This is a genomic window from Metabacillus kandeliae, assembly GCF_021166585.1.
In the GTDB taxonomy this organism is placed as follows: domain Bacteria; phylum Bacillota; class Bacilli; order Bacillales; family Bacillaceae; genus Metabacillus_B; species Metabacillus_B kandeliae.
The window spans coordinates 209,499-226,859 of sequence record NZ_JAJOZE010000003.1; the positions used below are offsets into that span (position 1 = coordinate 209,499).

General features: G+C 45.7%; 19 protein-coding genes. 5 read left to right on the forward strand and 14 right to left on the reverse strand.

Annotation, left to right across the window (positions count from 1 at the left end):
- Window positions 1-23 precede the first annotated feature (23 nt).
- Entirely contained in the window at window positions 24-611 is a 588-nt protein-coding gene (locus LRR81_RS10215) for a YdcF family protein (RefSeq protein WP_231789263.1), read from the reverse strand.
- Between the two features lie 349 nt (window positions 612-960).
- A complete protein-coding gene (locus LRR81_RS10220) occupies window positions 961-1,830 on the reverse strand; it encodes a helix-turn-helix domain-containing protein (RefSeq protein WP_231789264.1) in 870 nt (289 codons plus the stop codon).
- Between the two features lie 104 nt (window positions 1,831-1,934).
- Between LRR81_RS10220 and LRR81_RS10225 the strand changes: the two genes are divergently transcribed.
- The 3 genes from LRR81_RS10225 (at window position 1,935) to LRR81_RS10235 (ending at window position 4,030) form a co-directional block, all read left to right on the forward strand.
- Window positions 1,935-2,837, forward strand: a complete 903-nt coding sequence (locus tag LRR81_RS10225; RefSeq protein ID WP_231789265.1) for a sugar phosphate isomerase/epimerase family protein — start codon at window positions 1,935-1,937, stop codon at window positions 2,835-2,837.
- Complete coding sequence (locus tag LRR81_RS10230) at window positions 2,834-3,655, forward strand: phytanoyl-CoA dioxygenase family protein (protein WP_231789266.1); 822 nt, start codon at window positions 2,834-2,836, stop codon at window positions 3,653-3,655. Before LRR81_RS10225 ends, LRR81_RS10230 begins: the two co-directional genes overlap by 4 nt.
- 93 nt (window positions 3,656-3,748) lie before the next feature.
- Window positions 3,749-4,030, forward strand: a complete 282-nt coding sequence (locus LRR81_RS10235) for a hypothetical protein (protein ID WP_231789267.1) — start codon at window positions 3,749-3,751, stop codon at window positions 4,028-4,030.
- A 28-nt stretch (window positions 4,031-4,058) separates the two neighbouring features.
- On the opposite strand, the gene LRR81_RS10240 is transcribed toward LRR81_RS10235, so the two are convergent.
- Window positions 4,059-5,273, reverse strand: a complete 1,215-nt coding sequence (locus LRR81_RS10240; RefSeq protein WP_231789268.1) for a multidrug effflux MFS transporter — start codon at window positions 5,271-5,273, stop codon at window positions 4,059-4,061.
- 149 nt (window positions 5,274-5,422) lie between these two features.
- Window positions 5,423-6,718, reverse strand: coding sequence for a glycoside hydrolase family 125 protein (locus LRR81_RS10245; protein ID WP_231789269.1), 1,296 nt, complete (start codon window positions 6,716-6,718; stop codon window positions 5,423-5,425).
- Between the two features lie 174 nt (window positions 6,719-6,892).
- Here LRR81_RS10245 and LRR81_RS10250 point away from each other — a divergent pair, with 174 nt between their 5' ends.
- Window positions 6,893-7,729, forward strand: coding sequence for a hypothetical protein (locus LRR81_RS10250; protein WP_231789270.1), 837 nt, complete (start codon window positions 6,893-6,895; stop codon window positions 7,727-7,729).
- Window positions 7,730-8,087: 358 nt separating this feature from the next.
- Here the strand turns inward: LRR81_RS10250 and ssb are convergent, their stop codons facing one another.
- Window positions 8,088-8,429, reverse strand: coding sequence for a single-stranded DNA-binding protein (gene ssb, locus LRR81_RS10255; protein WP_231789271.1), 342 nt, complete (start codon window positions 8,427-8,429; stop codon window positions 8,088-8,090).
- A gap of 522 nt (window positions 8,430-8,951) precedes the next feature.
- Complete coding sequence (gene nagZ / locus LRR81_RS10260; protein WP_231789272.1) at window positions 8,952-10,289, reverse strand: beta-N-acetylhexosaminidase; 1,338 nt, start codon at window positions 10,287-10,289, stop codon at window positions 8,952-8,954.
- Between the two features lie 160 nt (window positions 10,290-10,449).
- On the opposite strand from nagZ, the gene LRR81_RS10265 reads away from it, so the two are divergent.
- Entirely contained in the window at window positions 10,450-10,878 is a 429-nt protein-coding gene (locus tag LRR81_RS10265) for a YwpF-like family protein (protein ID WP_231789273.1), read from the forward strand.
- A 77-nt stretch (window positions 10,879-10,955) separates the two neighbouring features.
- On the opposite strand, the gene fabZ is transcribed toward LRR81_RS10265, so the two are convergent.
- The 8 genes from fabZ to LRR81_RS10305 all read right to left on the reverse strand — a co-directional run bounded on the left by fabZ (window position 10,956) and on the right by LRR81_RS10305 (window position 17,360).
- Window positions 10,956-11,390 (reverse strand): 3-hydroxyacyl-ACP dehydratase FabZ, encoded by a 435-nt coding sequence (fabZ, locus tag LRR81_RS10270; RefSeq protein WP_231789274.1) that lies wholly within the window; start codon window positions 11,388-11,390, stop codon window positions 10,956-10,958.
- Between the two features lie 50 nt (window positions 11,391-11,440).
- A complete protein-coding gene (locus LRR81_RS10275) occupies window positions 11,441-11,656 on the reverse strand; it encodes a DNA-directed RNA polymerase subunit beta (protein WP_231789275.1) in 216 nt (71 codons plus the stop codon).
- A 14-nt stretch (window positions 11,657-11,670) separates the two neighbouring features.
- Window positions 11,671-12,465 (reverse strand): flagellar hook-basal body protein, encoded by a 795-nt coding sequence (locus LRR81_RS10280; RefSeq protein ID WP_231789276.1) that lies wholly within the window; start codon window positions 12,463-12,465, stop codon window positions 11,671-11,673.
- Between the two features lie 17 nt (window positions 12,466-12,482).
- The gene (locus LRR81_RS10285) at window positions 12,483-13,319 is read right to left on the reverse strand and encodes a flagellar hook-basal body protein (RefSeq protein ID WP_231789277.1); all 837 of its coding nucleotides are present in this window, start codon (window positions 13,317-13,319) and stop codon (window positions 12,483-12,485) included.
- Between the two features lie 347 nt (window positions 13,320-13,666).
- Complete coding sequence (gene mreB / locus LRR81_RS10290; protein ID WP_231789278.1) at window positions 13,667-14,668, reverse strand: rod shape-determining protein; 1,002 nt, start codon at window positions 14,666-14,668, stop codon at window positions 13,667-13,669.
- Between the two features lie 140 nt (window positions 14,669-14,808).
- A complete protein-coding gene (gene spoIIID, locus LRR81_RS10295; RefSeq protein ID WP_231789279.1) occupies window positions 14,809-15,084 on the reverse strand; it encodes a sporulation transcriptional regulator SpoIIID in 276 nt (91 codons plus the stop codon).
- Window positions 15,085-15,652: 568 nt separating this feature from the next.
- Window positions 15,653-16,471 carry a carbohydrate ABC transporter permease gene (locus tag LRR81_RS10300; RefSeq protein WP_231789280.1) on the reverse strand — a complete coding sequence of 273 codons (819 nt, stop codon included), beginning with the start codon at window positions 16,469-16,471 and terminating at the stop codon, window positions 15,653-15,655.
- 13 nt (window positions 16,472-16,484) lie between these two features.
- Entirely contained in the window at window positions 16,485-17,360 is an 876-nt protein-coding gene (locus tag LRR81_RS10305) for a carbohydrate ABC transporter permease (RefSeq protein WP_231789281.1), read from the reverse strand.
- Window position 17,361 lies beyond the last annotated feature (1 nt).

The window sequence follows — 17,361 nt, forward strand, 5'->3', positions numbered from 1 at the left end:
CAGCCTTTTTTGCTGAAGCGCCTTTAATCTGCTTTTGCCTGATTATCAACCGATTTGTACAATTCGAAATAGTAGCCTACGAGCTTGACGTATTCTGAAAGAGTGACTTTCACTTCCAGTCCGTCCATAAACCACGGCTGCTTATGATCTTTCGTTGAAGAAACATACGTCAGATTCATGCCTGTGTCTTTGTAAACTCTGTCAAAGACAAGCTTTGTGCGCCTGATATGATAGTCAGAAGAAACAACAATCGCACTTTTGAAATGATGCTTCATGGCAAGCTGCTTTGTGTAGGTCGCGTTTGTATAAGTCGTCGAAGCATGATTTTCCATAATAAAGTTGTCTTTCGGCACTTCTTTTCTCAGGTGGTCTTTCAGCTTGCTTTCAAAGCCTACAGGTGTTGAAAGCATAATGCTTTTTGCATAGCCCTTTTCATAAAGAGAAATGGCTTTTTCCAGGCGTCCTCTGTCACCGCTTAACACGATGATGACATCCGATTTTTTCGGATGCTGTCCTGAATCAAGAACTGACCGGCTAAGAAGAAACGCGGCGGCCAGTACCAATGCTGCAAAAAAGATCAATAGAAATGTCCGCTTTAATTTCCGAACCACAGTTTCACCGTTCCTTTGCCATTCTGATCAAAAGCTCTGTTAATATTGGCTGTTGATTTCCGTTTCAGGAGTCCGCTTTCCGCGGGGCGGGCGCCTGAGCCTCCTTGCACCATAGCGCCTCCGGGATCTCACCTGTCCCGCTGCTCCCGCAGGAGTCTCCCGCCTGGGACGTAGATCAACAGAAGCGCAAAAATTAGCATTCTTCTCTAACACAGCCAAAAAGAAAAACACACTTCCTGTATAAGGAAAGCTGTGTCTTTTATCTTCTTCTATTATTGCATCTAACCCTTCAAAAAAACAGAAAAAAATCAGCTGATCTCACAAGAAAATATACCCAAGTTTTTCCTTCTTAAACCCTGTATTTTCCGGGCGGCTGCCCTGTCCGCTTTTTAAACGCCTTTGAGAAATGGTGGATGTCTGCAAAGCCGCAGTATTCCGCTATTTCCTCCTGGGAAAGCATGGAGGTTTGCAGCAGCTCAATGGCATGCTGGATCCTCATTTCCAGCAAATATTGATGCGGTGCCTGCCTGTATTTTTCTTTAAAAACGGCACTGAATCTGGAGGGGGAAAGGCTCGCTTTCTGTGCCATATCTTTGATGGTCAGGTTTTCGCTCAAGTTTAAAGAAAAGTAGGAGGGAATCCAGTCCAGTGTTCCGGCGTAATCCCCTTGAGCCGGTTCAAGGGAGTTATGATCAGCCAGGATAGACATCACAAGCTCTGCTGCTTCCTGCTGCATCTGAAGCTGGTTCAGCGGATCCCGCTTATGCCAGCCGCCAACAAGTCTCAGGAACTGTTCCCTGAATTTCAGCGGGTTTTTCGGCTTTAACCGGACAGGCACCTGGATGCCGGCCAGCTCATTCAGGCTGGGCTGCAGGTACTCCTTATAGGGAGCGAGATTGACCTGTCCCGGTTTTGTTGGAAAGCTTTGTTCTCTATAGCTGCTGTAAAAGAAATCAAGGTGCAGAAACGGCGTCATTGTATCTGTTAAGCCCTCCAGCACTGTTAAACACCCGGGCTGAATCAGGCAAAATTCGCCTTCCTCAAAATCATGCGGCTCCTTCTCTACCCAAAAGCGGCAGCGGCCTTTCATCACAAAAATCAAGAGATAATCCAGCAGCCTGCGTTCAGGAAAACGCCACGGCTTGCGCTCTGCCATGTCCCCCTCCCTGATAAACGGAAGCAGCGGCTGCACTTGCAGCAGTTCAGATAGTGTTGGCATCCTCTCACCTAACTCAGTTGTTTTTGACAAATAAGTAAACGCTTTCTGACAAAGCGGTTTTCTGTCTTTTCTTTTATTATAGCACTAACAAGCAGCTGCACGATATGAAAAACGAGGTGATAAACAGCGTGCTTTCAGCAAATGACAAGTCAAAGGATCAGCCAAAACTTGTGATTCAGCAATCTATGTGGGCAATGAAGCTGTATGGGGATTATGACCAGGAGTGGTCTCTCGAGAAGAAGTTTGAACAAATGGCACACGCAGGCTTTGAAGGAGTTTTTGCAGGCCTTCCCGCTAAAAACGAAGAAAAATTATGGCGGCGACTGATGGAGGAATACTCTTTTCATTTTGGCTTGGAGTCTTTCCCTGAAACGGCCGAAGATTTACGGGAGCTATTGAAAAAGGCAGCAGACCATGACGTTCTGTACGTCAATGCACAGGTGCCCGATGGCTTCACTATTGGAGAACCTGCCATCTCCCGCCTTCAGGAATTAATGGCCGAAGCTGATTCCTTTGGTATCCCGCTTTTCATCGAAACCCATCGCGGCCGGATTACTCAGGATTTAATCAGGACGGCAGGCTATGTGTCAGCCCTGCCAGATCTAAGATTAACAATAGACTTATCCCATTACGTTCTGGCTGGTGAGATGACAGATTTTACAATAGCTGATCCCTACTTTGATCAGCTTCTGAAGCGCACCTCATGTCTTCATGGCAGAATTACAAACGGCCAGCAGGTGCAGATTGATGTTGGTAATGGAGATCATCCGATGGTAGAACCATTTCAACAGTATTGGCAAAGGGGAATGCAGTATTGGCGGAATCAGGCAGGCAGCGGCGATGTGCTTCCCTTTGTCTGCGAGATCGGCCACCACTACGCTGTCACACCTAATTTTCAGCCTAGCTGTTCATGGAACGAAATTTCAGACCGCTGGAAGCAGTCTCTTGTAATGAAAAAAATTGCCGAACAGGCGTGGGACAAAACAAAGGAGGAACAAAAGGTATGACACAGGTAAAACTGCCAGAGCTTACTGATTTGTACACATTGGAAGAAAGCCAGATTGAGGGCTACCAGAAAAACGGCCACATCCTGCTTCGGGATGTCGCTGCACAGGAAGAAATCCAGGCGTATGAACCCATCATTTCGGAAAAAGTAAAAGAGCTGAACTACCATGACAAGCCGATTGATCAGCGTGATACATATGGCAAGGCCTTTATCCAGATCGGCAACGTGTGGCAGCACAGTGAAGACGTGCAGCGCTTTGTCCTCGCCAAGCGGTTTGCCAAAATTGCCGCAGATTTGCTCGGTGTTGACAGCGTCAGAATCTATCATGACCAGGCACTATATAAAGAGCCCGGCGGCGGACACACGCCATGGCACCAGGATCAGATTTACTGGCCGCTTGATACCGACAAAACAATTACCATGTGGATGCCGCTTGTCCCTGTTTCAGAAGAAGTCGGCTCAATGACCTTTGCTTCAGAATCCCATAAGCTCGGCTATATCAACAAAATGGTCATCTCAGACGAATCCCACCGCACACTAAAGGAATTCATCGAAGGCAAAGGCTTCGACACCGTCACTTACGGCAGCATGAACGCAGGAGACGCCACCTTCCATGCCGGCTGGACGCTTCACTCTGCCCCGGGCAACCCAACCGAAGATATGCGCAAGGTGATGACCGTGATCTATTACGCAGACGGCACAAAGGTTGCTGAGCCTGACAGCAATGCCAGGAAAGGCGACCTTAACCAGTGGCTCCCTGGATTGAAGGGCGGGGATTTGGCTGCTACGGATTTGAATCCGGTTGTTTATAAAAAATAGCAGGAAGCCAGCCTGATAGGGGCTGGCTTTATTGGAAGGATCCCCCTATTTATTGTTGAATATATAGTTAACTAATAATAGGCGGAGTGACATATGAACTTTATTAAACGGCTTTTCAGAAAAACTAATCAGCAGACAATCAGCAATCTGATCGTGTATACCATCGTTATATTCGCGATAGAATTTTTCCCCCGTGAAATAATTCGAAAAAGCATTACCACTTTTCTCCTGTATATCTCGCTGATTATTGCTGTCGCTCTGCTGCTTGGGCGGCTGGTTGAGTATTTATTAAGAGAGAAAAACAAAGAAATTGGAATTCACTATTTTGTTTTATCTATGGCAGTTGTCGTTACATTGGCGATGGTATTCAGATAGAAAAAGATCCGGCAGCCGCCGGATCTTCTTATTTATTCGGAGAAAGCTTCACAGCTGACCCCTTTTGAACGAGTAATAGATAAGACGCCAATGCCAAAAAGCTTGCCGAGAAAATCACAATTCCCATCGGAATCGCGGAATATTCCCCTGCAACTCCGACAAGCGGAGCTGTGACAGAGCCCAGGATGAAAGGCAGCAGTCCCAAAAGCGCTGAAGCACTTCCTGCGATATGTCCCTGCGAATCCATCGCAAGGGAAAAAGAGGTTGTGGAAATGATTCCAATAGACGAAACCAAAAAGAAGATCGGAATGGCAACGGCAATTAGCGGTGCTTTTAGCAGAAGCGCAATAAGCAAAGCGGCGCCTGCCGTATTGGAAATGAGCAGTCCGATTTTCAGGAACGTCTGATCTGGAATCACGTCTGTTAAACGGCCGACGAGCTGGCTGCCGATGATCAGGGCAACACCATTAATCCCGAACAGCAGACTGAAGGTTTGAGGCGATACGCCGTAAATGTTTTGATAAACAAAGGGAATGCCGGAAACGTAAGCAAAAATGCCGGCAATGATAAAGCCCTGTGTCAGCGCATAGCCGGCAAATTGCCGGTCTTTAATTAATGACTTGAAGTTCTTTAGGATCTGCGGCAGATTGCTGGCAACCCGTTCTTCCTTATGCAGCGTTTCTTCAAGCTTTGCTGTGACAATTAAAAATAGCACCAGGCCCACACAGGCAAGCACGATGAAAACGCCTGACCAATTCGTAAAGGTCAGCACACTGCCTCCGGCAATCGGTGCGACAATCGGACCAAGGTTCCCGACGAGCATCAGCAGTGCAAAAAACTTCGTCAATTCCTTGCCCCTGTAAAGATCTCTGACGATCGCCCTTGAAATAACAAGCCCTCCGGCTGCGGAAAATCCCTGCAGCAGCCTTGCTGCAATAAACACATAGATGGTCGGCGAAAAAGAGCAGGCAAGAGAAGCAAGCAAATACAAGATAAGAAAGATGAGCAGCGGCTTCCTGCGGCCAAGCACATCGCTCATAGGGCCGATCACCAATTGCCCAAGACCAAGCCCTAAGAGACAGCTTGTCAGACTGATCTGGACGAGGGAGGCCTGTGTCTGATAATCCTCCACAATAGAAGGGAATGATGGCAAATACATATCAATTGTAAAAGGACCGAGCAAACCGAGTGATCCTAATAAAAGGGCAAGCTGGAGACGTTTTGACCCTGTTAATTTATTCATTATTTCCGCCTTTCTAAAATAGCAAAATCCAAAACTGGAAATTTATTATATCGTTTCTTTCTTCAGATAACAAAGAGAAAGGCCCGAAGCCAAGCCTGCGGGCACTAACTTTATCATTTATGTGAAAAATGGGCTGATTATTCATTTAATCAAACGTTTAATTGAAGTCCCAATCCGCACTCCTCCATCACCAATTCGCTGAAAAGAGCGTTGGCCCATGAAAACCACGGCCGCGTGAACTCATAGGGATTATCTGCAGAAAAGCCTTCATGCATCACACCTGTATCCGCATCTGTCGCTTCTAAAATATCAAGAATTTTTTCCCTTTCCTCCCTGGAGCTTGCCGTCAGTCCCTGCATCGCAAGCGCAATGTGCCAGATATAGCCTTCAGGAGTATGAGGGCTGCCGATCCCGCTTGCCGCTTTCCCCTCATAATAATAAGGATTTTCCTTGCTTAAAATAAACCTTCTAGTATTTTGATAGATCGGGTCATGAACGTCCCTGTAGCCAAGGTAAGGAATGGACAGCAGGCTCGGAACATTGGCATCATCCATGAAATGGTTATGGCCCATTCCGTCTGTTTCGTACACATAGATGGATCCATACTGCTCATGCTCGGTAATCCCGTATGATTCAATGCCTCCTTCAATTTGCTCGCACAAATCATGGGCACGCTGCGCCAGTGCTGTATCGCTGAATACCTCTTCTGCGATCTGCTTAATGTAGCCAAGCACAACCGTTGCAAACATATTGGATGGAACGAGATAGCCATATACACAGGCATCATCGCTCGGTCTGAAGCCTGACCAAGTCATGCCTGTCGGCTCAGCAAAGCTGCCTTTCCCCTCCCGTGTGAGCGAATCGATCGCAGGGGCTCCCGGCCTTTCAAACGTATAAGGAGAATTGGCTTCATGGTCCTGCTCTGTAATCCATACATCGATGATTGTTCCAGCTGCTGCAAGGAACGTTTCATTTAAATGGTCCGTCCTGCCGGATGCCTTCCATAAAAGGTAGCTCAGCTGCAGCGGATAGCATAAGGAATCAATTTCATACTTGCGCTCCCAAACATGCGGGTGCATCTCTGTTTGATCAGACTGATGCCCATGGCCGTTCTCTTCCTCATTGAACGCATTGGCATATGGATCCAGCAGCACAAACTGCAGCTGCCGCTCGACCAAACCGCTGATGAGCTCATAAAAATGCTCATCCTCTCTCGCAAGGGAAAGATAAGGCCTAATCTGGCACGCGGAATCCCTCAGCCACATTGCGGGGATGTCCCCGGTAATAATGAAAGTGGTGCCATCCTGAAGCCTCTTAATCGTTGTTTGATATGTATTGGAAAAGCACTTTTCAAACATAGCCGCCAATTTCGGACGGTGTGCCATTTTTTGCTGAACCTGGGCAATCATGTCTTTTATTGATTGCGGCAGAGCTGTATCGTTCATTTTCCACACCCCTATTTATAAAACTGTCCCTCACTTAATCTTACACATAAATCTTACACATAATAGAGAGTTTACGGAAAATAAATGGCTTAATTAAATTTTTACAATATATGGACATTATAGTATAGTTAAAACATAGGTAAAAAGAACTAATATTAGTAAGGAGATTTTATCATGGGATTTTTAAAAGGATTAGGTGAAGGTGCCGGCTGGCTTGTTGGAGGGGTTACTGGCGGAATTATTAAAGGCATTGGCGAAGCGACCGGCTCAAAATTCATCCAGGAAGTTGGAGATGGCGTTAAACAATCAACCGAGTTTGCAGGGAAGCAGCTTGGAAATGTTGCTGAAGGAGTCTGGAATGTAGGAAGCGGTTTAATTTCAAAAGACGAAGAAAAAATAGACCAAGGATTTGGTGACTTAGGAGAAGGAATTGGAAACACAGCGTCGGCAGTCGGCAAAGGAATCACTCAAACCGTTAAGAATGTGGGAAGCGTAGCAGGCGGACTGATAGATGGCGATGAAACGCGCTGGAAAGAGGGCGCCCGTAATTTAGGTAAAACGGCGGCAATCGGAGCATTAGGTGTTTCAGTATTGGATTTTGCTGATATTGTTGACGTTAATGGAGCTGAATCCGATGCAGTGGAACACACTTCCTCAACTGCTTCAGATTTGGATGAGGCACATGCAGATCATCATTTTGTACAGCCTCATGAAAGAACCCTAGCAAGCGGCCAAACTATTTGGGTTGACGGTGATGGAGATACCAGCGCTGACCGTACAGCCGAACAGGGCGGCGGCTTTATACAATCCAACCCAGGATCTCTTCAGGATGATGCTTCAGAGAATGAAAATAATCCAGGGAACCATTATGTACATCCACATGAAAGAACTCTGGCAAGCGGCCGGACAATTTGGGTAGATGGCGATGGAGATTCTACTATTGACCATACTGCTGAACAAGGTGGCGGCTGGGTTCAGAGCAACCCTGACCGTTCAGTCAGCAATACTTAATATATGGCGTTCAACCCCTTGTAAAAGGGGTTTTATTGTTAGCATCAGTGATATCCCCCTTGAAAGACGCTGCCATTAGGATTAACCTATATAGTAAAAAGAAAGAAGTCCTTCCATTGAAAAGAACGATCCTTCTATTTGCTTCCCTGATCATCGCCTGCTCACTCGGACATCAAATTAACGGAGGTTATCGCGATCCGCGTCATTCCCGGATGAAATTTTTCCGTTTGAAATTGTAGCTTGCACTTCTTTATTAAGAACAGCTTCCTTTGAAAAATACCAGCCTTTTGCGTTGGCTGGCAAGAATGAGGGGAACCTGGGGATGTGATTGATTCTCTGTAAGAGGGGATTTAAGGGGTTATACTTCCGCGAGCTCTCGCGGTTTTCCGCTCATAAAGCGGACAGAGTCTGCCACAACTTCAGTGACATACACTCTTTTTCCTTCTGTAGATTCATAATGGCGGGTTTGAATGCGGCCTGTAACGCCGACGATGGAGCCTTTGCGGCAGTAGTTCGCGGTATTTTCAGCCGTTTTGCGCCAAATTGTACAGTTCACAAAATCCGTATCAATTTCGCCCGCAGCATTTTTAAAATTCCGGCTGACAGCAAGGGTAATGTTGGACACCGGTGACCCGTCAGCTAAATATTTCAGTTCCGGATCTCTCGTCAGTCTTCCAACAAGGGTGACATGGTTGATCACGGTTAACCTCCTCTCTATCGTTCTCACAGCTATCGTAACGGAAAAGCTCCATTGGGTAAAATTAGGAAAAATAAATTTTCAGCCCTTAAAACTCTGCTTATCTATGGGATACAGGCTGTTTGATGCCCGTTTTGTCTATAACAATAGGCAATTTTAAATTTTAGAAGAATTAGAGGAAATTTACTGGGACTCTATTTTTGAAGAAAAAGAGAGGAAAATTCATGCAAAATGATTAAAAAGTGCAGTCAAGCCGGCTCTTTTTTCACTTTTTGCTCTCTTTAGAGCAGCTAGAACGGGGTTTATAGGCGGGTTACGGGTTTTTATTTGCAGGTTTGGCGATTTTATATGCGGCTTTTTGGATTTTATTTGCAGGTTTTGGAAATTTATTTGCAAGTTGTTCATAAAATTTTCAGGTTCAGTCTGATATTTGCTGGTTTGCCCTATTAGTTGCGGGTTCAGCTGTTTATATGCACCCTCACAATACAAAAAGCCACCCACCTCAAAAGATGAATGGCCCTCAAGTTAAAAACCCAGCTTCTTCAAAAGCTCCCGATGCTCCTGACTTCCTACAATCTGATCAGCCTTTTGCGGATCAGCCTCAGTGCTATCATGTTTTTCCAGCTTATGAATTAAAATTCTCGTTACCGCTTCATTAATGCGCTGTTCCTTAATCTTTCCGCTTTTTACGGCTTCCAGCACCCCGTTATAAATCTCTTCCTGGTGCTTGTATTCATGACACACAAGCAGGAGATCCACACCAGCATTAACCGCTTCGACTCCCATGTCCTTGAAGGAGTAATATTTATTAACGGCTCCCATTTCAAGGTCGTCCGTTACAACGATCCCCTTATAGCCAAGCTTTTTGCGGAGCAGATCCTGAATAATGGCTGGCGACAGGCTTGCCGGCTTTTCTTTGTCATAAGCCGGGTATTTAATATGCGTCACCATCACAAAGAAATTCTGGTTGTCCGTATTCTTGATCATTTGTGTAAAAGGATAAATATCCGATTTTTCCAGATCGGCTTCATTTGCCTCTACAGCAGATGTATCTTTGTGCGGGTCAACCGAGCTTCTTCCGTTGCCTGGAAAGTGCTTCAGCGCTCCTGTAATATTTTGCGACTGTAAGCCCTGGATGATTTTACTGCCGTATAGATAGGCTTTCATCGGATCTGTCCCGAGCGACCTTGAATCTGTTTTTGACAAGTCCATCACAGGGGCAAAATTAATATTGACGCCCATGGCGCGAAGCTCAGTCCCATTCAGCTTCGCAACCTCGTATGCTGCATCAGGGGCAGCCTTCTGTCCGATTTTTTGCTGAGACGGAAGAGGAGATACTTTATCTTTCATCCTCGTAATCGCCCCGCCCTCCTGGTCAAGTGCAATCATGAGCGGCAGCCTTAATCGTTCTTTGAGCGCTTCCTTTTGCAAAGAATTGGACAGCTCAGCCACCTGGCCTGGCGTTGACATATTTCTGCTGAAGTAAATGATGCCGCCGATCTTTTTATTCCGGATCATATCCTCTGCCTCAGAATTTAGCGTATGGCCATGGATCCCGATCATCATCATCTGGCCGACCTTTTCTTCGAGTGTCATCCCTTTCAGCAATTCTTTTGCCTGCTCTTCTGTGCTTTTCGAATTATCTGTTTGCAGAGGCTTTGCGGCAGGCTTACTCGTATCTGCGTTTTTCTGATCCGCAGCTGCATCTTCCTTTGTTGCTTCTCCTGCTGTTTCAGCTGACTGCGGCTCTGATGATTGTGTCTGCTCTGCTTGTCTGTTCTGAAGAAGCTGAGGGATAAAGATGATCGCCGCGATTATAACAACGATAAAAAAGATAGATAGTATTAATTTATTTTTCAACATGCTTCATGCCCCTAGTTTTGGATTATTGCTTTTATTGTACCATTTGCCTTGCATAAGCTAATACCTCAACTTTAAGGGGAAGGGATTTTCAAGAAAGACGCCAGCTGCACTTTCTGTGATATAATAGTCAGAAAATGGACGGTATAAAGGAGGGCCAGGCATGAAGACCTTTCGGCTAGTCGGAATGAAGATCGAACGCGATGAGCGGTACGCGGAAATTCCTTTGGAGGGCGGCTTGATCATCAACAAGGAAGACGGTGAAAACCGCTGGATGATTGAAGCTCTGCTGAACAAAAATTACCTTTCCTATTTTCAGGAGCTGAAGGAAAAAGACGATGAGCTTCAAATGCTTGTTACGATTACCAAATCGACCAACACGCCAGCCAAGGTTACTGCTGTGATCAAAGAGGTTGTGGAGCTTGAACAGGATAAGGTTTCCGTATTATTTGAAGGCGGCCTGACTGCCAACAGACCGCGGGGAGATGCAGAAAAACTGCTTTCCGAATTGATTGATGAGGGGCTGACCGGCGAGGAATTGCTTCAGGCTTTTTCAAGCAAGTGGCACAATCTGGAGGAAGCGAAATCATAGAGGGACGGGCATGCTTACAGGGTGTGCCTTTTTTATTTCTGCTTTATAGAAGACAAAAAGCAGCCCTAAGGCTGCTCCTACTCTTTCTTCTCACCAAGCGCAAACATAATTTCTGCTTCGCAAACAACTTCTCCATCAACAGTTGCAACGCCTTTTCCTTTGCCCATTGTGCTGCGGACTCTTGTCATTTCCACTTCAAGGCGGATTTGATCGCCCGGTTTAACCTGACCTCTCATCCGGCAGTTGTCGATGCCTGTGAAGAAAGCGAGGCGTCCTTTGTTTTCTTCTTTTTTCAGCATGGCGACTGCTCCGACCTGTGCCAGTGCTTCAACGATTAGGACTCCAGGCATTACTGGGTAATCAGGGAAATGGCCGTTGAAGAACGGTTCGTTGGCTGTTACGTTTTTAAGTCCGACTGCCTTTTTGCCTTCTTCGACTTCAAGGATGCGGTCAACGAGCAAAAATGGATAGCGGTGAGGAATAATGTCTTTAATTTCGTTAATATCAAGCATGGCATTGACTCCTTTATATACGAATGATCTCCGTTAAAAGTATAGTCCTGTCACGTCTTTTTTTCAACCAGATCTATGATGTGCTGCCAGGTAGACCATTTCAGGGCATCGAACGGGTTCAGACCGCCGAGGCCGCCGTATCCCGCCATGGTTCCGCCGATAAAGGCAAGCAGGACGAGCACAAGTAAAAGTGCAAGACGAAGCCATATCGAAATCTTCTTTGTTTCCTTGCTTTGTTTTCCGTCTGCTGCCATATCAGAAACCACTGTCAGTGCTCCTTTTAGCGGATGCCGTTAATCAGCCCGAGCATCTGATCGCCAAGTGTAATGGATTTTGCATTGAGCTGGTAAGCTCTTTGAGCCATTGTCATATCCGTCATTTCCTTTGACAAGTCTACGTTGGCCATTTCCAGAGCTCCTTGCTGAACGCCGATCTGCTGCCTTCCGGCTCCGGTCAGATTCGTTAAGCTTCGCGGGTCATTTCCATTCAGGCTATAGAGGCTTTCGCCTGCCGGCAGAAGGTTTTGCGGCTTATTGATTTGTATAATTCCAAGCTGGCTATTTCCCGCAGATGCTACGATCGTGCCATCCTGATTAATTTTAATATCTCCGGATCCATCGAGAATAATCGGCAGGCTGTTTTCATCAAGGACGCGGTATCCCTGTGAAGTAACAAGCATGGAATTTCCAGTGCCGTCATTCAGCGGAGAAAGATAAAGCGCCCCGCTCCGTGTGTAAAGCTCTTTGCCGTCACCCTCAACTTTTAAAAACTGGCCCGGTTTTGTTAACGCAATGTCCAGCTTCCTGTCCGTTGTTTTAATGGTCCCTTGCGTATAAACAATGTTCTGCGTCAGGTTTGCCCCAGCGCCCATGCGGATGCCGTAGTCTGTGAGGCGTCCTGTTTCCGCTTTTTTGTCTGGCTGGTTGTCAACCTGCTGGCGGACCATTTCTGCAAAGCTTGTGTCTGTCCTCTTATATCCTTCTGTATCAATGTTGGATATATTATGCCCAATTGCGTCCAATTGCTGCTGAAGCTGTCCCATTGTATTTCCGGCGTTGATCATTGTGCGCAGCATGCTACGTTTTCCCCCCGTTATCGGATCCGGCCAATTTCATTGGCGGCCTTGTCCATGCTTCGGTCATAGGCTTGAAGAACTTTTTGATTCGCTTCAAAAGACCTGTAAGCTGTCATCATGTCTGTATAAGAACGGGCTGTATCTACGTTAGAACGCTCCACAAAGCCCTGTTTTAACGTGTATTGCACTTGTCCATTGCCAGAAGCACTTGGAAGATTGGCATTATCAGCAGTACGGAATAGCCCGCTGCCCTCTTTGACAAGATTTCGGACGTCTCCTTCAAAACGGACATCAAGCTGTGCGGTCTGCCTGCCGTTCACGATGACGTTTCCTTCTGGAGTGATTTTGTAATCTTCGCCTGAAATTTGAATCGGCTTGCCTGCTGTCGATAGGATGGGATTGCCAAGTGAGGTGAGTTCATTGTTTGCATTAACGGAAAAATGGCCGTTTCTCGTATAGCGTGTATTTCCATCAGGAGACTGAACGGCAAACATCAGGAAACCCTTTAAGCCCGTTTCCGCATTCTCCGGTACCGACTGCTCTACAATCGCCGCATCGGAAGGAATTCCGGTTTCGCTGATTTCGCCTTGTGAGAACAGCGGCATAACCTCCTGCATATAGGCGCCCGTGTTCAGCGATCCGATTGGCGTGCTTGTGCCAAAAGAAGATGCGCCGTTAACCGGCACTGTATCATTTTCCATCCGGTTCAAAAGCATTTCCGGAAAAGCTCTGATGGAAGATTGGTCTGCTTTATAGCCGGGAGTGTTCACATTTGCCATATTATTGGACAGCATTTCAGTGCGGCGCTGTTCTGCGATCATCCCTGCAGCAGCTGTGTAAAACCCTCTTAACATGTTTTCACCTCTTGCTTTTTGTTGGTACTATTTATGAAAAGTTCACTTATTGAAAGTTTTTTTCGACAAAAACTGCATTTTCAGGACTCTACCCCTTTAAATTTCTGTTAAATATCGTATAATCTAATAGGAACATTTATTTGTTCCCCTTTCAAATTGTGTTTGACTCGGTCTTTGCTCCCACTCTGACCGGGTCCTTTTTATTTTGTCTAATTTTGTCGAATATACGAATGTTTAAGGGGCAGTCAGCAGGGTTTTATTTTCTATTTGTCTCTTTTTTTATTATCGGCATTTCAATAAAGATTGTTTAGAAAAAAGCCCAGCAATTTCTGCTGGACTCTTCTTTATCAGCCAAGCTTGCGGCGTGCAATCTTGTCCACATTTTCAAGCATAATGCCGGTGCCGACTGCGACACAGTCCATCGGGTTTTCGGCAACGAAAACCGGTACCTTCAGCTCCTCAGCCAAAAGCTGATCAAGACCGTTCAGCAAGGCTCCTCCGCCTGTTAAAATAACGCCTCTGTCAATGATATCGGCAGAAAGCTCTGGCGGTGTTCTTTCCAAAACGCCTTTTGCAGCTTGTACAATTACGGTTACCTGCTCTCTTAGAGCTTGTTCCACTTCACTTGATGTAACGGTAATCGTTCTAGGGAGACCTGTCACCATATCGCGTCCGCGAATGGCAATCTCTTCGTTCCGTGCGCCTGGGAATACCGTTGCGACGTTGATTTTGATGTCTTCTGCTGTACGTTCGCCAATTAGTAACTTGTACTCTTTTTTAATGTAATTCAGGATTTCGCTGTCGAACTTGTCCCCTGCCATTTTAATGGAGGAGGCGGTAACAATATCGCCCATTGACAACACAGCAATATCCGTCGTACCGCCGCCTATATCCACTACCATGTTGCCGCTCGGCTGGAAAATATCCATTCCCGCACCGATCGCTGCAACCTTTGGCTCTTCTTCTAAATAAACCTGCTTGCCGCCGCTTTTCTCAGCCGCTTCCTTAATGGCCTTCTGCTCAACAGATGTAATGTTCGTCGGGCAGCAAATCAGCATCCGGGGCTTTGAAAAAATCCCTTTTACATTTAGCTTATTAATGAAATGCTTCAGCATTGCCTCTGTTACTTCAAAATCAGCAATGACTCCGTCTTTTAAAGGGCGAATCGCAACAATATTCCCAGGAGTACGGCCAACCATACGCCTTGCTTCTTCACCAACTGCCAAAACTCTGCCTGTATTCTTATCCATAGCCACAACAGATGGCTCATTCAATACAATGCCTTTTCCTTTAACATGAATCAGCACATTCGCTGTTCCAAGGTCAATTCCTATGTCCCTCGCAAACATTTTCCCAGTTTCCTCCTTGCAAATCTCTTTTCCCGCTTTTTGCCCAGGTGGGCTCTAATTTCATATTGTATCATAAATTGCTAAAAAAAGTCTGTTTTTGTTAGTATGCGGAATAAATGGATTTGCAATGAAGATTTTTTTTATTTTACTGTTTCTTCTTCCAGAATTTCTTCTTTTTTATACTTCAGCTTTGTTGCTTCCCCGCCGCGAAGATGGCGGATCGATTTATGATAATCGAGAATTTCCTTTACCTCATTGGCCAGATCAGGGTTGATTTCGGGCAATCTTTCAGTCAGATCCTTATGGACAGTACTTTTCGAAACACCGAATTCCTTCGCAATCACGCGAACTGTCTTCTTTGTCTCAACGATATACTTTCCAATCTTGATTGTACGTTCTTTGATGTAATCGTGCACACTACTCGACCTCCCTAAAATGGATGTGAGAAGTGTGAAATGAGACCCGCATACGAAGGGAATCCCGCAGCTTTGATGTTTGCTTTTTCTAAGATGCCTCTATTTCTCCATTTACCTTGAACACCCACGTCCTCACCTCAAACACTCTCTTTGTTAGGTTTGTAACATTTTATTAGCTTGGGTAGGGATATATGCTAAAAAGTCAATGAGGACAAGGGGTTTCTTGTATTTATTGTGTTTTTGAAGGGAAATTTGATGGGCAGAGAGCTATTTTTAAGGCTTCGGGTTCTATTTTGGCATGCGGTGAAGGAATTTTTGCTGTTATGGGACTGGCTGGGAGCTGTGGTTTGCTGTTTATGCGCGGGTTTCAGGAATTTTTGCGCGGCATTTTTGTTTTATGCGCGGACTGAGAATGTTATGCGCAGGTTTGGCCTTTTATGCGCGGACTCTCACGGTTTTGCGCGGTTTGAGCCTTTATGAGCAGCTTCTGCCTTTATGCACAGTTACCCTTTTTATCTTCAGATGTTAAAAAAGACTGAACCCAAAGGATTCAGCCCCCTACTTCCTATTACCCCTTTACCGCCCCGCTCAATGCACCCGATATAAAGAAGCGCTGCAGGAAAACGTACAGCAAGATGAGCGGAAGGGAAGTGATCAGCACGCCTGCAAATAGTACCGGGTAGTTCGTTAAATACTCCCCTTGAAATTGCAGAAGAGCAAGCGGTAATGTCTTTTTTTCTTCATTTGTGATGAACAGGAGTGAAAACAGCAGGTCGTTCCAGACGATCACCATGGAAAAGATGGCAGTAATCGCGATAGAAGGCAGGGAGAGCGGAATGGCAATGCTTCTGTACATGCTCCATTCCGTCGCGCCGTCCACTCGTGCAGCTTCAAACAATTCCTCCGGCAATGTTCTCATAAAGCCCGTTAAGATAAATACACAGATCGGAAGCAGAACTGCTATGTGAACAAGGATGAGGCCTGCAAGCGAATTGGTCAGATGCATTTTCAGCATGAAGGAATACAGCGGGACCATCATCGTTTGAGCCGGGACGACCATGCCGAGCATAAAGACCCCAAACAGAATACCTGCCTGCTTATATTTCAGCCTTGTTATACCGTACGCAATCATGCTGGCAAAAAACAGCGCAAAAAAGACAGATGCTGCGGTCACCGTTACGCTATTTAGAAAATAGCGCAGCAGGGACTTTTCAAAAAGCAGGAGCGTAAAGTTGGAAAATACCCATGTTTTTGGGAGTGCCAGCGCTCCAGCATACACATCATTCATTTTTTTAAAGGATGTGAGGAGTGCTGTGGCTAGCGGCACAAGAATTAGAATAGAATAGGCGATTAAGAGAATCGGCTTAGTTGCACCAGTCCTTATCATGCTGGCCTCCTTCTTAATAAGTGACGTTGTTCGACCGGAGCAGCTTAAACTGAATGAAGGTGAGAACACCGATCAGAATCATAAATAAAACAGATGCCGCTGAAGCATAGCCGAATTGATAGTTTTCAAATGCTGCATGATAGATAAAAGTGGAGAGGATCTCTGTGGAATAGTTCGGCCCGCCCCTTGTCATTGCGAAGATCAAATCAAACGCTTTAAATGACTGAATCGTTGTGTAAGCTACAACAATGGTTGTTGTTGGAGCCAGCAGCGGCCAGGTAATTTTTTTGAAAATATCCCATTTTGAACCTCCTTCAAGTGCTGCGGATTCATACAGCTCTGCCGGAATCGCCTGCATGCCTGCAACAAACAGCACAATCATCTGGCCAATGTGCGACCATACCTGGACAAAGGCCAAGGAGAAAATCGCCCCTTTTGGATCACCAATCCAATTTAAGGCCAAAAAGTCCAGATGAATGGCTTTCAACAGCTGATTTAACAGTCCAAGACTTGGATCATAGACAAAGGACCATAAAAAAGCCACAGCTACAGAGGAAAGGATTGTCGGAAAGAAAAATAGAGCTCTAAAAAAAATGCTTGCCTTGCTGTTTTTCAAAAGATAAAGCGCCAAAATCAGGGAAAGCACTGTTTGCAGAATGACTGTAAACAGCATAAATTTCGCATTATTCCAAAAGGACTGATGAAAGATCGAATCGTTCACTATCAAGCGCGTGTAATTTTTCAACCCGGTAAATGGCGGGTTTACTGTGTAGCCATCCCAGGACGTAAACGAGTAAAATACCGTCTCGGCAAGCGGAAGTAGAAAGAAGACGGCAAAAAGCAGCAGGCCTGGAAGAAAAAATAAATAGATGCTTTTGCTGTATCTCATT

Excerpts from the sequence above, each read along its gene's own strand:
- LRR81_RS10220 (WP_231789264.1), bottom strand. The coding sequence starts at position 1,830 with ATGCCAACACTATCTGAACTGCTGCAAGTGCAGCCGCTGCTTCCGTTT.
- LRR81_RS10225 (WP_231789265.1), top strand. The coding sequence starts at position 1,935 with ATGAAAAACGAGGTGATAAACAGCGTGCTTTCAGCAAATGACAAGTCA.
- LRR81_RS10230 (WP_231789266.1), top strand. The coding sequence starts at position 2,834 with ATGACACAGGTAAAACTGCCAGAGCTTACTGATTTGTACACATTGGAA.
- LRR81_RS10235 (WP_231789267.1), top strand. The coding sequence starts at position 3,749 with ATGAACTTTATTAAACGGCTTTTCAGAAAAACTAATCAGCAGACAATC.
- LRR81_RS10240 (WP_231789268.1), bottom strand. The coding sequence starts at position 5,273 with ATGAATAAATTAACAGGGTCAAAACGTCTCCAGCTTGCCCTTTTATTA.
- LRR81_RS10245 (WP_231789269.1), bottom strand. The coding sequence starts at position 6,718 with ATGAACGATACAGCTCTGCCGCAATCAATAAAAGACATGATTGCCCAG.
- LRR81_RS10250 (WP_231789270.1), top strand. The coding sequence starts at position 6,893 with ATGGGATTTTTAAAAGGATTAGGTGAAGGTGCCGGCTGGCTTGTTGGA.
- nagZ (WP_231789272.1), bottom strand. The coding sequence starts at position 10,289 with ATGTTGAAAAATAAATTAATACTATCTATCTTTTTTATCGTTGTTATA.
- LRR81_RS10265 (WP_231789273.1), top strand. The coding sequence starts at position 10,450 with ATGAAGACCTTTCGGCTAGTCGGAATGAAGATCGAACGCGATGAGCGG.
- fabZ (WP_231789274.1), bottom strand. The coding sequence starts at position 11,390 with ATGCTTGATATTAACGAAATTAAAGACATTATTCCTCACCGCTATCCA.
- LRR81_RS10280 (WP_231789276.1), bottom strand. The coding sequence starts at position 12,465 with ATGCTGCGCACAATGATCAACGCCGGAAATACAATGGGACAGCTTCAG.
- LRR81_RS10285 (WP_231789277.1), bottom strand. The coding sequence starts at position 13,319 with ATGTTAAGAGGGTTTTACACAGCTGCTGCAGGGATGATCGCAGAACAG.
- mreB (WP_231789278.1), bottom strand. The coding sequence starts at position 14,668 with ATGTTTGCGAGGGACATAGGAATTGACCTTGGAACAGCGAATGTGCTG.
- LRR81_RS10300 (WP_231789280.1), bottom strand. The coding sequence starts at position 16,471 with ATGATAAGGACTGGTGCAACTAAGCCGATTCTCTTAATCGCCTATTCT.
- LRR81_RS10305 (WP_231789281.1), bottom strand. The coding sequence starts at position 17,360 with ATGAGATACAGCAAAAGCATCTATTTATTTTTTCTTCCAGGCCTGCTG.